A 14,919-nucleotide genomic window follows, 5' to 3' on the forward strand; every position below is an offset into this window, starting at 1 on the left:
CCCGCACCATCGTGTCCTGAACCACGTCGTCGACATCGCTGGACAGGGTCCGGCCGACGATGCTGTAGACCAGCGGCAGGTGCGCGGCCACCAACTCCTCCAACGCCCTGCGGTCCCCCGCCCGGGCAGCCACCACCACCGAGTGCTCCACCCGCGCGTCCGCCACGTCATCGGTCACGCTGACAACCTCGCCTTCCACCAAGTCGACCCCACGTACGGGAGACCTCCGCGCACCGACCCGGGTCACACGAATTTCCGAACCGATCGGTCAGCGCCGACGGCGGTGAGCACCGGCTCGGCCTCGTCGAGCCGAACAGGTACTGCGTACCCGGCGGGCACCGGGAGCAACGGCACACCGGAGAGCAGTGCTTCGGCGGGCACCGGTTCATACGCTCCAAGTCGGCACCGCTCGCAACCCTGGACGTGCCACAGCAAGGGACCCCGCCCGTGCCTGTGGTCGCCCGTCATCACCAGGCCCGGACACCGAGGTGTCGCGGTCAACGCCCGTTCGAGCAGGCGTGCCACCTCGAACCGGCGCTTCGCCCTGCTCACACCGGTCGCGACCCGGTACGGGTCCTGTCCGAGCGCATGACTCATGTCCCCTGCTCCGATGTGACCGCCGCGTTCCAACGACCACAGGGCCGGCAATTCCCTCTCACCATCCCCGAGCCGGCGCGCAGCACGTGCCGTTTCCCGTCGCTGCCGCAGCGCGGCGGCCCCGTCCAGCGGCCGGTCCACGAACCCGACCTCCATTACTGGTGCTTCGCACTCCGAACCGACCACGTCGGTGCGCTCACGGACCGCATCTCCGGTGACGGCGACGATCTCGGCTCGGGACCACCCGTCGACCTCCCGCGGCAGCCGGACCATGGCGTCCTGGACCACGTCGCAGACCTCGGCGTCCGATGACAGCACCCGGCGTACGATGTTGTACACCAAGGCCAGCGCACTCGCGGCCGATCTGTCGTCCACTCGCCACACCTTCGACCTGGACTCCCCTACGTCCGGGAGACCGTCGAGGTGCCGGGTCGATCACACAAATACCGGCCGGTGGGCACGCACCGGTGCTCGGCGGATCACGTCGGTCCGAAACGCGGACAACGCGCATGGGCCGGCTGTGAGGGCTCTGCCCACGCGCGTTCCTCATGCCAGGGTCAGCCGAGGATTTGGACCTCGGCCAGGGACAGCGGCCGGTCCGAACCCACCAACTGGACCCGGACGTAGCGCGCGGTCCGGTTGACCGGCAGGGTCAGCGTCTGACCGACCGCTTCGGCCCGGTAGCTGCTCCACACACCGCTCTGCGTCTTGAGCACATTCGGGTCGTTCGACGTAAACGGCGAATCCGACGCGAACACGTAGAAATTCCTCAACCGGTCGGCACAACAATCCGTCCGATTCCACAACTTGACCGACCCCACGGTCTTCGACGCGCCCAGGTCCACCTGCCACCACGGGTTGGCGTCCAACGGGGTCTCCGAGGTGTGCGTCACCGAACCGGAGAAGAAGCTGCCGTTGGTGTTCCCGTCGTTGGCCCGCTCTGGGCCCGCGCCGGACGGGTGCTTGCTGGACTGGGCGACGGGCTTGTGCAGCGCCAGATCACCAAAGACCTCGACCTCGGCCAGGGACAGCGGCCGGTCCGAACCCACCAACTGGACCCGGACGTAGCGCGCGGTCCGGTTGACCGGCAGGGTCAGCGTCTGACCGACCGCTTCGGCCCGGTAGCTGCTCCACACACCGCTCTGCGTCTTGAGCACATTCGGGTCGTTCGACGTAAACGGCGAATCCGACGCGAACACGTAGAAATTCCTCAACCGGTCGGCACAACAATCCGTCCGATTCCACAACTTGACCGACCCCACGGTCTTCGACGCGCCCAGGTCCACCTGCCACCACGGGTCGGTGTCCAACGGGGTTTCCGAGGTGTGCGTCACCGAACCGGAGAAGTAGTTCGCGGTGGTGTTGCCGTCGACTGCCAGCGAGGCGTCACCGCCTCCGGCGTACGTGCTGGACTGGGTGGTCGCCCTGCCTCGGGACAGGTTGCCGTCGAACGCCTTGAGCGCCAGGCCGAGTTGCTTGAACTGGGCCATCGCCGGGTCGGAGATGTGCCCGTTCTCGCGCTTGTAGCCCACGTCCCAGGTCACCGCGCCGCCGACGCGGAGAGCACCGGTGGTCAGTTCGACGAGGCGGTCGGCGCTGTAGGACATCGGTGTGTCCGGCGGGTATCCCCAGTCGCTTTGCGCGACGCCGAGGTACTGCAACTGCATCTGGGTGCCGCGGTTGTCCACCCAGCGGCCGTTGGTCGGGCGAGGCCAGTTGTTGACCCCGGTTTCGCCGGGGGTGAAGTCGGACTGGGTGGTGAGCGAGGTGAGGGGGACGTTGAAGCCGGCGTTGAAGGACAGCAGGGCGTTGGGGTTCCCGCTGCGCAGCTTCACCGCCATCTGGTCGTAGAACGGTTCGAGCTGGCTGTAGTAGGCCCCGTCGACCCAGTAGCCGTCGACGTCGGTCCCCCACTGCTGCGACCACGTGTTCACGACGTTGAGCCAGTTGGCCTGGTAAGTCGTGTTGGGCGCGCCCCAGCCCTGACTCGGGCCGCCCAACTGCTGCCGGGCGTAGTCGTCGCGTTGAACGGCGTCGGAGGTCAGGTAGACGATGAACTTGATCCCCGCCTGGTGCAGCGCCGCGCCCAACTCCTTCACCAGGTCCCGGCGCGACAGCCGCGAGGGGTGGGACTGCGTCGGCGGCACGAGCGCTTCGTAGGTCGCGTTCGGTGCGGAGAAGTAGCCGGTGTTCTGCCCGACGGAGAGCTGGAACCAGCTCGCGCCGACCGACTTCACCTGCTGGACGACGCCCGCGACGTCGAAGTTGTCCACACGAGCGTTCCACTGCTCGACGGTCGGCATGGAATTGGGGTAGTCGCTGAGGTTGCAGCCGGCGGGGCACCCCTCGGCAAGGTAGTGCATCATCACGCCGAACCGCCCCGTCATCCAGTCGGTGGCCGGGCCGCCGGCGGCCTGGGCCGGCGCGGTGGGGGTCGAGGCCAGGGCGATTCCGAGCAGGAGCGCCACTGCTGCCGCGAGAAGCGGTCGAAGTGACGTCATCGGGCTTCGACGAGCGCCGCGCACGCGGCCCTCGTGCTGTGGGCGGTGGGCACCGGCCGCCGTACGCGCGGCCGGGCACACCACCTCTCGGGTCGGGAGCATCATTGATCCTTTCTGGGTGGGGGAAGGGAGAGGTCAGCCCTTGGTCGCGCCTCCGGTGAGCCCCTTGACGAAGTGCTTCTGAAGCGCGAGGTAGAACACGAGGACGGGCAGCGTGGCCAGGAACATCAGCGCGAACACCGAGCCGAAGTCGGTCTGGTACTGCCCGATCGACCGGTACACGCCGGTCGTCACGGTCGTGCCGCGGCCGGGGCCGAGGATGACCAGCGGGTTGATGAAGTCGTTCCAGATCCACACGCCCAGGAAGATCAGGACGCTGGCGCTGGCCGGGCGCAACAGCGGGAACACCACGCGCCAGAACACCTGTGTGCGGCGGGCGCCGTCGAGGAACGCGGCCTCCTCCAGTTCGATCGGGATGCCGCGGATGAACCCGGTGAAGACGAACACGCCGAAGGGCACGTAGTAGCCGACGTTGAACAGCACCAGGCCGGGCACGGTGGCCATGAGTTCGGTGGCCTTGAGCACCTCGGTGACCGGGATGAGGATGACCTGGGGCGGGATCATGAGCCCGGCCAACAGGACCAGCGTCAGGGCGGTGGCCCACGGGCTGCGGCTGCGGGCGAGGTAGTGGCCCAGCATCGCGGACAGCACCGTCAGGACCACCACGGAGACGGCCGTGACGATGACGCTGTTGGCCAGGCTGACCCAGAACAGGTTGTCCGGTCGGGACAGCACGGCGGTGATGTTGTCCAGGGTCGGTGGCCAGGGCGGTGACGCCGGTGACGCGGAGATCTGGTCGCCGGGCTTGAACACGTTGGCCGGCACCAGGTACAGCGGCACGAAGAACAGAGCGCTGAGAACGAGCGCCACGATCGGGCGCAGCCAGGGCAGGCGTTCGGTCACAGGTCGACCTCCCGGCCGCGCAGGATCTTCAGGGCGACCGCCGTGGCGACGCCGACGATGACGAGCATGAGCACGGCCATCGCGGAGGCGTAGCCGACGTGGTTGCCGTCCAGGCCGGTCTGCAGGACGTTGAAGGCGATGGTCGCGGTGGTCCCGGCGCCGGGGCCGCCGTTGGTGATCACCTTGATGTAGTCGTAGGTCTTGAACGCGGAGATCAGCAGCACGACGGTGTTGATGGTCAGCGCCGGCGCCAGCAGCGGCCACGTCACCGCCCGGAACCGCCGCACGGGACCTGCTCCGTCGAGGGCCGCGGCCTCCTGGAGTTCGACCGGCACGCCTTGCAGGCCCGCCAAGTAGACCACGACGCAGAAGCCGATCATCTGCCACGAGATGATCGAGGCGACCGAGTACAGCGCGAAGTCGGGGTCCGACAGCCACGCGGGCGGGTCGTCCACGCCGAGGGCGCGCAACGCCCGGTTGAGCGGGCCGTCGACGTCGAGCAGCCGGGTCCAGATCACGCTGACCACGACCGAGCTGAGGATCACGGGGGTGAAGAACACGCTGCGCATCGCGTTGTAGAAGCGGCCCCGCTTGTCCAGCAGCAGCGCCACCAGCAGGCCACCGACGTTGGGGACGATCACCACGATCAGCGTCAGGATCGTGGTGACCCGCAGCGCCGTGAGGAACTCCGGGTCCTGGACCAACGCCGTGTAGTTGTCCAGGCCGACCCAGCGTCGGGGCGGGCGGAACGGGTTGGCGTTGGTCAGGCTGTAGTAGACGCTGAGCACGATCGGGGCCACGACGAAGCAGGCGTAGGTCAGGACGCCGGGAGCGGCGAAGATCCCGAAGTGCGCCAGCCGGTCCCGGATCGCGCCGCGCCGGCGTCGCCTGGCGGGAGGGGTGCCGGTCGTCCGGCCCCCGCCGGGCGCGGTGGGCGCGCGCCCGGCGGGCAGTTCGGTGTGCGTGGTCACGTCAGCTCGCCTTGGTCCACTCGGCGTCGAGGTAGGTGGCCACCTCGGCGGCGTTCTTACGGCCGGTGACCAGGTCCTGCGCCGCGGCGTCGATCTTGTCGGCCATGCCGGGCAGCAGGCCGTCGTCGGCGGTCTCCCAGCGGAACGCGTTCACGACGGCGTTCTCCTGCACAGCCTTCTGGTAAAGCTCGTAGCCCGCCTTGAACACCGGGCCCGTGTCGGCCGGCGGCTGGTAGCCCTTGATCGCCGGGAATAGCCCGTCGGCCTTGACCGACTGGTCGAGCTGTTCCTTGTCCAGCTGGAAGGCGAGCGCGAACTTCCTGGCAGCGCTCTGGTTCTTGGCGTTCGCGCTGACGATCATGCCGCCGCCGGTGTAGGCGGGGACGACCAGCTTGCCGTCCTGCGTGGGGAAGTTGAACACGCCGATCTCGAAGTCGTGCTGCTTGCTGTCGGCGCTGGCGGCGAACCAGTTGCCCATCGGGTACATCGCGCCCTGGCCGTCCAGGAACGCCTGCTCGGTGGCGGCGTAGTCGCGGGAGACGTTGTTCTTGTCGATGTAGCCCCGCTCGGCGAGGTTGCCGAACTTCTCCAGCGCAACGACGAACTCCGGGTCGGTGAACTTGACCTTGTCCTCGCGTCGCTTGCTCAGCCAGTCCTTGCGGTCGCCGTAGAGGTCGGTGCTGACGATGCCCGCGAGGATCATCGACGACGCGAAGCCGTCCTTGCCGCCGCCGATGACGAACGGCGTGGTGCCCGCCGCCTTCAGCTTCTCCGCCGCCGCCAGCAGCTCGTCCCACGTCTTCGGCTCACCGGTGACGCCCGCGGCCTGGAACAGCTTCTTGTTGTAGTAGATCGGCGGGATCGTCTGGGTGTTGGCAGGAAGCTGGAAGTACTTGCCCTGGATGGGGTTGGCCGTGGGGAACTGGAAGTCCTTGAGGTCGTCGGGCTGCCACGCGTACAGCTCGCCCGCCTCCGCGAAGCCCGCCGGCGAGACCCCGACCAGGACGTCGGGGAACTGGCCCGACTGCAACAGCTGCTTGGCGTAGGCGGTGCGGCCGTCGGCGCTGGGCGCGACCAGCTTGGTCACCTTGATCTCCGGGTGCTTGTCGGTGACCCGCTTGATCGCCGCGTCCCAGTAGGCCGGGGTGAGATTGGGTGTCTCGAAGGTCAGGAAGGTGATCGCCTCACCCCCACCGGAGCCGCTCGGCCCCACGCTGCACCCGGCCAGCGCCGCGGTGGTCAGCAGTGTCGCCGCCGCCCCGCGCAGGAACTTCCGTCGAGTCACCGATGTCATGGCGACTGCCCTTTTCCGAAACCGCGCAGTCATGAACGCGCGTACATTGAGTTGAACGGTGGGGAAGTTACCCCGGTCACATGTGTGGGTCAAGTGCCAGCCTGGCCTGCAATGACAGTCCGTTGACACGCCATCACCCACACGTCGATACTCGACACGAACCGTCGAACGCGTGTTCATTGCGAGCCCGGTGCCATGATCGTCGGCCTCGGGCGGGGTGGCCGGCACGAGGGGCCGACCACGGGAATCGAAAGGTGGACGATGGCCACGAGTGAAGAGGTGGCACGCCTGGCCGGCGTGTCCCGGGCGACGGTGTCCCGCGTGCTGTCGGGGGCGGCGAACGTCACCGAAGCCACGCGCACCCGCGTCGAGGAGGCCGCGGCGAGGCTCGGCTACGTGCCGGACGTGGCCGCGCAGAGCGTGGCCGGAGCACGCTCCAAGACGATCGCCCTGGGCTTCTTCGCCAACGACATGTGGGCGCTGTCCCAGTTGACCCGCCCGCAGTACCACTTCCACCTCGACGTCCTGCGCCACATCGAGGGCGCCCTCGCCAAGGCGGGCTACGACCTGCTGCTGCCCTCCCGGCCGACCGACGCCTCCAGCGACGGCTACGTCCGCCTGCTGCGGGCCCGGCGCGTGGCCGGCACGATCATGGTCGCCTGCCCGCCCGGGGACCTGCGCATCCAGGCCCTCGTCGAATCCCGGCTGCCGACGGTGTTCATCGACACGGTCGGCCAGGGCCCGAACGCCACCTACGTGACCTCGGACAACGTCGAGGGCGCGCGCCAGATCACCGAACACCTGCTGGAGCTGGGCCACCGCCGCATCGCCCGCATCACCGGCACCGAGACCGACCCCTCCGGCCACGACCGCCTCACCGGCATCAGAGCGGCGCTGGCCACGCGCGGCATCCCCGACGACCCCGGCCTGGCCCGCACCTCGGACTGGTCCACCGAGGGCGCCTACCGGGAGATGCGCGACCTGCTGGCCGCACGACGCGACTTCACCGCAGTGATCGCCGAAAGCGACATGATGGCCATCGGCATCCTGCGCGCACTGCACGAGCAGGGTCTGCGGGTGCCCGAGGACGTGTCGGTCACCGGGTTCGACGACATCGACCTGTGCGCGTTCACCGAACCGCCGCTGACCACCGTGCGACAGGACGCCGAGGCGATGGGCACCAGTGCCGTGCGCGCCCTGCTCGGCATCATCGACGGCACGACCGCACCGCCGATCGTGCTGCCCACCGAGGTCGTCGCCCGCCAGTCGACCACGGGCCCGCGCGCATGACCGCCACGCAGGTCGCCCACACCACGACCGCCGCTCGGCCGGACATCGAGGTCGTCCGGCTCGCCGCCGCCGGTACCGCGCTCATCGTCGGCGTCGAAGGGGCGGCCGTGCCCCGCGTCCTGCACTGGGGCGAGGACCCCGGCGCCGCCGCCCCGGACGCGCTCGCGCTCGGGACCTTGCCACCGCCACCCGTCGCCGCACTCGACGTCCCCGTGCTGCTGCGACTGATCCCACAGGAGAGCGACGGGTGGGCGGGCCGCCCCGGCGTCGCCGGACACCGCGACGGCCGCGTCCCCCACCTCAGGCTGCAACTGGCGGAACCGGTCCCGGTGACCGTGCACGAGTCCGGCGGCGGCAGCCTGCTCATCCACACCCGGGACACCGACGCCCAGCTGTCGATCCGCACCGAGCTGGAGATGGACCGGTTCGGCGTGGTGCGCATCCGGCACGAGGTGACCAACGACGGCCCCACGGCCTGCACCGTCGACTCCGTGGCCGGCCTCCTCCCGGTCGACAGCCGGGCCACCGAGGTCATGGACTTCACCGGACGCTGGTCCGGCGAACGCGTCCCACAACGCCGTCCGCTCCAGCACGGCCTGACCGCCCGGGAGTCCCGCCGCGGCCGGACCGGGCACGACGCGACCGGTCTGCTGATCCTCGGCGAGCCGGGGTTCGGGTTCCGCCGGGGCGAGGTCTGGGCGGTGCACGCCGGGTGGAGCGGCAACCACCTGCACTACGCGGAACGGCTCCCCGAACACGGACCGGTCCTCGGCGCCGGAGAACTGCTCGCCGCGGGCGAGGTGCGGCTGGCCCGCGGCGAGTCCTACCGCAGCCCCTGGGTCCACTTCGCCTGGTCCGGCAACGGCCTGGACGAGCTGTCCAAGCGGCTGCACGACCACCTGCGCGACCGGCACCATCACCCGCACGCCCCCCGACCCGTCATGCTCAACACCTGGGAAGCGGTCTACTTCGACCACCGGCTGGACACGTTGCGCGACCTGGCCGACCGGGCGGCCCGCATCGGCGTGGAGCGGTTCGTCCTCGACGACGGCTGGTTCCACGGACGCCGCGACGACACCGCCGGGCTCGGCGACTGGACCGTGGACCGCACGGTGTGGCCCGACGGCCTGCACCCCCTGGTGAACCACGTGCGCGCCCTCGGCATGCAGGTCGGGCTCTGGGTAGAACCGGAGATGGTCAACCCCGACTCCGACCTGGCCCGCGCCCACCCCGACTGGCTGCTGACCGCACCCGGCCGCCCGGCGCTGCCGCAACGTTCCCAGCAGGTGCTCGACCTGGCCCGCCCCGAGGCCTACGCACACGTCCTGGCCCACCTCGACGCGCTGGTCACCGAGTACCGCCTCGACTACCTCAAATGGGACCAGAACCGCAACCTGCTGGAAGCCGTCCACGATGGACGCGCGGGTGTACGCGCCCAGACCCTGGCGACCTACCGTCTCCTGGGCGAGCTACGCACCCGGCACCCGCGGTTGGAGATCGAGTCCTGTTCCAGCGGCGGCGCCCGCGTCGACTACGGCATCCTCCAGCACACCGACCGCGTCTGGGCCTCCGACACCATCGATCCCGTGGAACGGCAAGAGATCCAGCGATGGACCGGACTGCTCGTGCCACCGGAAATGATCGGCTGCCACGTCGGTGCCGCCACCGCCCACACCACCGGCCGCAGCACCTCCCTCTCGTTCCGCTTGGCGACCGCGCTGTTCGGACACGCCGGCATCGAATGGGACCTCACCGCCTGCACCGACACCGAACTCGACCAACTGGCCACCTGGGTGGCCCTCCACAAACGCCTACGCCCCTTGCTCCACAACGGAACCACCGTCCACGCCGACCACCCCGACCCAGGCACCCGCTTGCACGGGGTCGTCGCACCCGACCGCCGGCACGCCGTATTCAGCCTCGCCCAGCTGACGAGCGCCACAAACTCCGTCCCCACGCGCCTGCACTTCCCCGGCCTGGACCCCCACCTCCACTACACCGTCACCCTCTGCCCGGAGATCAGCATCCCGGCCACCTTCCCACCACGCCCGGTGCCCTGGCTCGTCCAGGGGAGCATCCGGCTACCGGGATCCGTCCTGTCCACCATCGGCCTCGCCGCTCCCCTGCTGGACCCGGCGCAAGCCATCGTCCTGGAACTGCTGGCCACCTGACCCCGCACAACGGCCTCTCCCCCGCGGTGGCAGGACTCGCCCCCGGTCCACACGTCGGTCTCAAGCGTCCGCGAGGCGCGGTGGCCACGCCCATCGCCACCGCGCCCCTGTCCACCACCGCTTTCGACCGGGACTCCCCACGTCCGGGAGACCATCGACGAGCCGGGTCGGCCGCACAAGTGCGCCACAGACAGGCGACATTACGACATTCAGGCTAACCTGCTGGTCGAGGGTGACTACGGGAGGCCGCCGCCGATGCCAGTCCTCCACCCGCCGGTCCCGCTGGCGCTGGCGCAGTCGGAGCGGGCTGTGCCGGACGGCCCTGGATGGTGGTTCGAGCCCAAGTACGACGGCTGGCGCGGCTGCCTGCACGTCGCCCGCGGGAAGCTGCACTCCCGCTCGGGCGCCGACCTGTCCTGCCGCTTCCCCGAGATCCTCCGCGCCGCCGAGCAGCAGGTCGGCGACCTCGTCCTTGACGGCGAGTTGGTCGCACTCCAAGCAGGACGACTGGACTTCGCCGCCCTGCAATCAGCCCCGGGCCGCCGCGCCACTGAGGGCATCACGATCCACTTCATGGCCTTCGACCTGCTCGCCGAAGAAGACCGCGACCTGCGCAAACAGCCCTACCAGGCGCGGCGTGAACTCCTCGAACAGGCACTGGCCACCGTCAGGGCACCGCTCGCGCTGACCCCCGCCACCGCGGATCGCGAACGGGCCCTGCGCTGGCTCGACGCCGACTTCGCGACCGTGGGCATCGAGGGCGTGGTCGCCAAACACGCCGACAGCCGCTACCTCGGCGACCGACGCGAGTGGATCAAGGTCCGCCACCAGGAACGGGTCGACGCGGTCGTCATCGGCGTCACCGGGACCGTCGGCCACCCCGACTCGCTGGTGCTGGCCCAATCCGACGGCCACGGCCACCTCCGCGCCGTCGGCCTCTCCCTCCCGTTGAGCCGCACCATGCGGGCGAACCTCGCAGGACGGTTGATCCCCGTCGCCGGAGCCGAACGGACCGCACTACCCGGCCCGGTCGGCGGCCTACCGGGCCAGCCGGCCGCGATGTACCTGCCGGTCCACCCCAAGGTCGTCGTCGAGGTGGAAGCCGACCCCAACGTGGAGTTCGGCCGCTTCCGCCATCGCCCCAAAGTCCTCCGAGTCCGAGCCTTATCCGCTGTGAGCGGCGCGACGCTGCCGGCGATCCACTCGCGTTCGGTGTCGGTGGCCGTAGCGACCTCGTGTCACACCCAATCCGCGATCGAGGCTGCCCACGGCACCAGTCGCGTCGTCGTGCTCACGCCAACATGGCAAGGCGGCGAGCCCTCGCGCCGCAGGGGTGACCTTGGCAATCACGGTCGCGTCGAACCGCATTTTTGCGGATTCGCGACGTAAGGTCTCCCGACGCAGCAACAGCACGTCCAGGCAGGAGCACCACCACCCGTGGCCAATACCCTCGACCCCGCACGCGCGGAGCAAGAAGCACGCACCCGCTTCGCCGACCTCGGCATCGCCGCCCCGGCCGTCCGCGACGACCGGGGCACCGTGCACTCCCCCGACGCCCGCTACGTCGAGATCCTCCGCCGCGCCCGACTGATCACCATCAGCGACGGACTCGCCGAAGCCGTCACCGCCCACCTGACCGCCACGGGCATCGAGGCCGAGGTCGACCAGGTACGCGTCGACCCAGCCGAGACCGACGAACAGGTCATGGCCATCCGCACCACCCTCGCCGGCACCCCGTCGTCGTACCGCTGAGACCCGGTGCAACCAAACTGCGGATCTACCCCCTCACCGACCGGATCCTCCTACCGGAACCGCCCGCAGCGGTTGTCGACCTGCCGCCAACCGCACGCGAGTCCGACGGCTGGATCACCGCGTCCACGATCGCCGACGCCCTGGAGCCCCACCTCCGCCTGGGTGCTTGAAGCCTTCCCGCAGCGCCCAAGCCGATGCCGCGCACGAAGTCTCCGGTGGTCAGCCCGCGCCTGCGGAGTTCGTCCTCGATGTAGCCCCAGAGGGGCGAGGACGCCCGTTAAATAGCCACAAGGTCATGTTAAGTGCAGGCACATGACGTACGGTGCGCGGTGCGCTCGCAACGGTGTTGGGCACGGGAGGACATCGATGTTGGTCACTCGAAGGTGTCGTGGTCGGTGCGGCTGCGCAGGGTTGGGAGCGGGTTGTCGGGGTGGTCGAGCCAGAGGGTGTGGGTGTCGGGGGTGACGGTGAGGCCGAAGCGTTCCAACCGGGTTGTCCGTTGTCGTTCCACGTGCGCCAAACGTTCTCGACATGCGTCCACAGTGGAGTCGGGCCGCCTTCCCGGACCTGCCTGGGGCCGTCCCCGAGGGTGACGTGGCACCACGGCCCGTCGCTGGCGGTGAGGGTGGCGGCGTTCGGGGTGCGGGTGGCGGGGTCGAGGGTGTAGCCGTGGCGCAGGTCCGGGGGCAGGGTGAAGCTGGCCAGCAGCCAGAGTTCGCGGCGGGTCTTCCACGGTTCGGCGGGAGCGGTTGTGCTGTGTTCGCGCTGCTGCTCGGCCCGCACCGACGGGGCGGGAATGCCGGTGGTGGTGGTGTGGTGGCGCATGGGCATGAACCCGGCCCAGCGGCCGGTGAAGCGGCCTTCCAGTCGGTTGGGGTGGCGGTGCAGCAGGACGAGGTTGCCCGCGCCGGAGCCGACCTTGAGGTCGGTGAGCAGGCGTGCGCCAGGTGCTGCTTGTTCGGCCCATGTCCAGGGAATGCCGGGAACGGAGCAGGTGGCGATGATCCGGTCGTAGGGGGCGTGGTCCGGCCAGCCTTGGACGCCGTCGCGGGCGGCGAGGTGAGGATGGCGGCCGATGGCGGGGAACCGCGTGCGGGCAGTGTCGACCAGCACCGGGTCGACGTCGAGGGAGTGGACGTGCTCGTCACCGAGGCGGTGGGCGAGCAGGGCGGCGTTGTAGCCGGTGCCGGTGCCGATCTCCAGGACTCGGTGGCCGTCGTGGATGTCGAGCGACTCCAGCCTCCTGACCATGAGGTCCGGTTTGGTGCTGGAGGAGATCGGCTGGCCGGTGTCGTCGAGTTCGGTGACCAGGGTGGTGGTCAAGTAGGCCAGGTCGAGGTCCGCGCCGGCGGTCTCCGGGGCTGTCCAGGTGCCGTCGGGTTGTTGGCGGTAGGCGGTGGAGACCAGCAGGTGTCGTGGGGTGGCACCTCGGTGGACTTGGCGCCCTTCTTCAGGAATCCGGTCTCGTACGCCTTCGGCGTCCGCCAGGTGCTCCCGATGCGTCGTCACGGGCATCGTCACGCGCCCCGTCGACACCCCACGTCGTGCTCGGCGGGTTCCCCGACGCCCTTGGTGTCGGCCGGACCGAGCAGCCCGACGAGCCCGACCGCCGCGCCGCCCTCTACCGCAGCCTGGTCGCCGACAAGCAGGTGCTGGTGGTGCTGGACAACGCCGCCGCCGGCGACCAGGTCACCCCGCTGCTCCCCGGCGCCGACCGGTGCGCCGTGCCGGTGACCAGCCGCGACCGCCTGCCTGGGGCCGAGCACTTGAGCTTCTCCGACGCGCAAGTGCTGCTCCCGCAACTCGACGACGACTTCACGGCGTCGATCGGCACCATCGACCCGCGATCGATCCTCGCCGCCCAGCGGAAGTACCTCGCGGCGTTCTTCGACCTGCACCTGCGCGGCCGACCGAGACCGGTGTTCGACCGGCCGGCACACCCCGACGTCCAGATCATCTTCTGATCACGCGGCCCCCGTGCAGATACATGGTTCGACCCCCCAATTCACCCCCAAGTTTGTGGGCCGGGTCTTTGAGGGTGTCTCCCTCACGCGTGGCAGGGGGTGTGGCCGCGAGAGTTGGTCCCGTCGCCGCCGGACGGGCCGGGGGTGGGACGAGGGGAGTCAGCGATGAGGATCAAGAAGGGTGGCTGGGTCGCGGGGGCGGTTGCCGCGTTGCTGTTGGCGGGGGCGGGGTCGGCGTCGGCTGATCTGGGGGCGCCGTTGCCGTTGGACGTGGACACGGCGAAGGCGGCGGAGTTCCTGCACGCGTCGCTGAACGGGAAGGCGAAGGGGTACGCGTTCGCGATCACCGAGAACGGCCTGCTGTCGCGGCAGGGATCGGGTGGGATCGCTCGGCAGGACAAGGGCACGGCGTTCACCCCGACCACGCGGATCGAGATCGCCAGTGCGACCAAGAACGTGGTGGCCGCGGCGTTGTTGAAGGTCACGGAGGCGGCGGGGCTCACGCCGGAGGAGCCGATCTGGCCGTACCTGCCGCCGGACATGCGCTCGACCGCGAAGCCGGGGTGGAAGAACGTGACGATCAGGGACATCCTGGGTCACACCTCGGGGTTGGGGCAGTTCATCGGGGACCAGTCCGATGACGAGCAGAAGAAGATGAACGCCCGCTACGACGGCATCAAGTACGCGCTGTCGGTGGCGCAGCCGGTTGGCAAGGGCATGGGCTACGACTACGAGAACGAGAACTACGCCATCGCGCGGGTCGTGCTGACCCGGCTGTGGTACCTGACCGAGACGAACCCGAACCTGGGTGTGCCGGAGTGGATCCAGCCCGGTGGTGCGCCGTGGTCGATGGCCTACATCAACCGCTACCTGTTCACCCCGGCCGGGATCGCCACGGTGAACTGCCTGGCGGCCGACCCGCAGAACGACGCGCACGGCTACCTGACCCGCACCTCGCAGACCGGCAACCTGCTGGAGATGTCGGGTGTGTCCTACGAGGCGTGCGCGAGCTACCGGGGGTTGCGGATGTCGGCGATCGACATGGTGCGGTGGCAGGCCTACCTGCGGCACGGCACGATCGTCTCCCCGCAGGTGCGGCTGTGGATGGACACCCTCCAGGACGGCGCGAAGGGTCTGGGGTGGGAGTTCGTGCAGGCCGGGACCCGCGCCCACGGCGGTGACTACAACAACGGGGCCGGCCGCGTGGTGACCTGCCACGGCCTGTTCCCGGGCAAGGTCGAGGCCTCCCTGGTCGTCAACAGCGGGATCGACGGCGGGGCCAAGCCGTGCTCCCTGCTGGCCGCCGCGGTGCAGGCCGGCAGCTGACCTCCGCACCCACAGCACGACGGCGGTGCCGGCGACCCCGGCACCGCCGTCGTGCCGCTATACCTGCGGGTCGGAGTCAATGCTTGAGTT

12 protein-coding genes are annotated in these 14,919 nt (G+C 69.7%); 6 read left to right on the plus strand and 6 right to left on the minus strand.

From position 1 onward, the window contains the following. Positions 1-243: 243 nt before the first annotated feature. From RIN75_RS28975 to RIN75_RS28995, 5 genes are all read right to left on the minus strand, one after another. A complete protein-coding gene (locus RIN75_RS28975) occupies positions 244-972 on the minus strand; it encodes a hypothetical protein (protein WP_309115204.1) in 729 nt (242 codons plus the stop codon). Between the two features lie 182 nt (positions 973-1,154). Next, entirely contained in the window at positions 1,155-3,098 is a 1,944-nt protein-coding gene (locus tag RIN75_RS28980; RefSeq protein WP_309115205.1) for a discoidin domain-containing protein, read from the minus strand. 135 nt (positions 3,099-3,233) lie between these two features. Continuing rightward, on the minus strand, positions 3,234-4,061 hold the full coding sequence (locus RIN75_RS28985) for a carbohydrate ABC transporter permease (RefSeq protein ID WP_309115206.1): 828 nt from the start codon (positions 4,059-4,061) through the stop codon (positions 3,234-3,236). Beyond that, positions 4,058-5,032: a sugar ABC transporter permease gene (locus tag RIN75_RS28990; RefSeq protein ID WP_309115207.1), complete on the minus strand. Its 975-nt coding sequence runs from the start codon at positions 5,030-5,032 to the stop codon at positions 4,058-4,060. The genes RIN75_RS28985 and RIN75_RS28990 overlap by 4 nt, the downstream gene beginning before the upstream one ends. Position 5,033: 1 nt before the next feature. Continuing rightward, positions 5,034-6,317 carry an extracellular solute-binding protein gene (locus tag RIN75_RS28995; protein ID WP_309115208.1) on the minus strand — a complete coding sequence of 428 codons (1,284 nt, stop codon included), beginning with the start codon at positions 6,315-6,317 and terminating at the stop codon, positions 5,034-5,036. Positions 6,318-6,587: 270 nt separating this feature from the next. Here RIN75_RS28995 and RIN75_RS29000 point away from each other — a divergent pair, with 270 nt between their 5' ends. The 4 genes from RIN75_RS29000 to RIN75_RS29015 all read left to right on the plus strand — a co-directional run bounded on the left by RIN75_RS29000 (position 6,588) and on the right by RIN75_RS29015 (position 11,539). Continuing rightward, a complete protein-coding gene (locus RIN75_RS29000; RefSeq protein WP_309115209.1) occupies positions 6,588-7,616 on the plus strand; it encodes a LacI family DNA-binding transcriptional regulator in 1,029 nt (342 codons plus the stop codon). After that, the gene (locus RIN75_RS29005) at positions 7,613-9,787 is read left to right on the plus strand and encodes an alpha-galactosidase (protein WP_309115210.1); all 2,175 of its coding nucleotides are present in this window, start codon (positions 7,613-7,615) and stop codon (positions 9,785-9,787) included. Before RIN75_RS29000 ends, RIN75_RS29005 begins: the two co-directional genes overlap by 4 nt. Before the next feature lie 255 nt (positions 9,788-10,042). Next, a complete protein-coding gene (locus RIN75_RS29010; RefSeq protein ID WP_309115211.1) occupies positions 10,043-11,176 on the plus strand; it encodes an RNA ligase family protein in 1,134 nt (377 codons plus the stop codon). Between the two features lie 48 nt (positions 11,177-11,224). Beyond that, the gene (locus RIN75_RS29015; RefSeq protein WP_309115212.1) at positions 11,225-11,539 is read left to right on the plus strand and encodes a hypothetical protein; all 315 of its coding nucleotides are present in this window, start codon (positions 11,225-11,227) and stop codon (positions 11,537-11,539) included. Positions 11,540-11,758: 219 nt separating this feature from the next. Here the strand turns inward: RIN75_RS29015 and RIN75_RS29020 are convergent, their stop codons facing one another. After that, positions 11,759-13,048, minus strand: coding sequence for a methyltransferase domain-containing protein (locus tag RIN75_RS29020; protein WP_309115213.1), 1,290 nt, complete (start codon positions 13,046-13,048; stop codon positions 11,759-11,761). Between the two features lie 35 nt (positions 13,049-13,083). On the opposite strand from RIN75_RS29020, the gene RIN75_RS29025 reads away from it, so the two are divergent. Beyond that, a complete protein-coding gene (locus RIN75_RS29025) occupies positions 13,084-13,503 on the plus strand; it encodes a hypothetical protein (RefSeq protein ID WP_309115214.1) in 420 nt (139 codons plus the stop codon). Positions 13,504-13,668: 165 nt separating this feature from the next. Further along, positions 13,669-14,829 (plus strand): serine hydrolase domain-containing protein, encoded by a 1,161-nt coding sequence (locus RIN75_RS29030; protein ID WP_309115215.1) that lies wholly within the window; start codon positions 13,669-13,671, stop codon positions 14,827-14,829. The last annotated feature ends 90 nt before the right edge of the window (positions 14,830-14,919 follow it).

Source organism: Saccharothrix sp., from assembly GCF_031180885.1.
Taxonomy (GTDB): Bacteria; Actinomycetota; Actinomycetes; order Mycobacteriales; family Pseudonocardiaceae; genus Actinosynnema.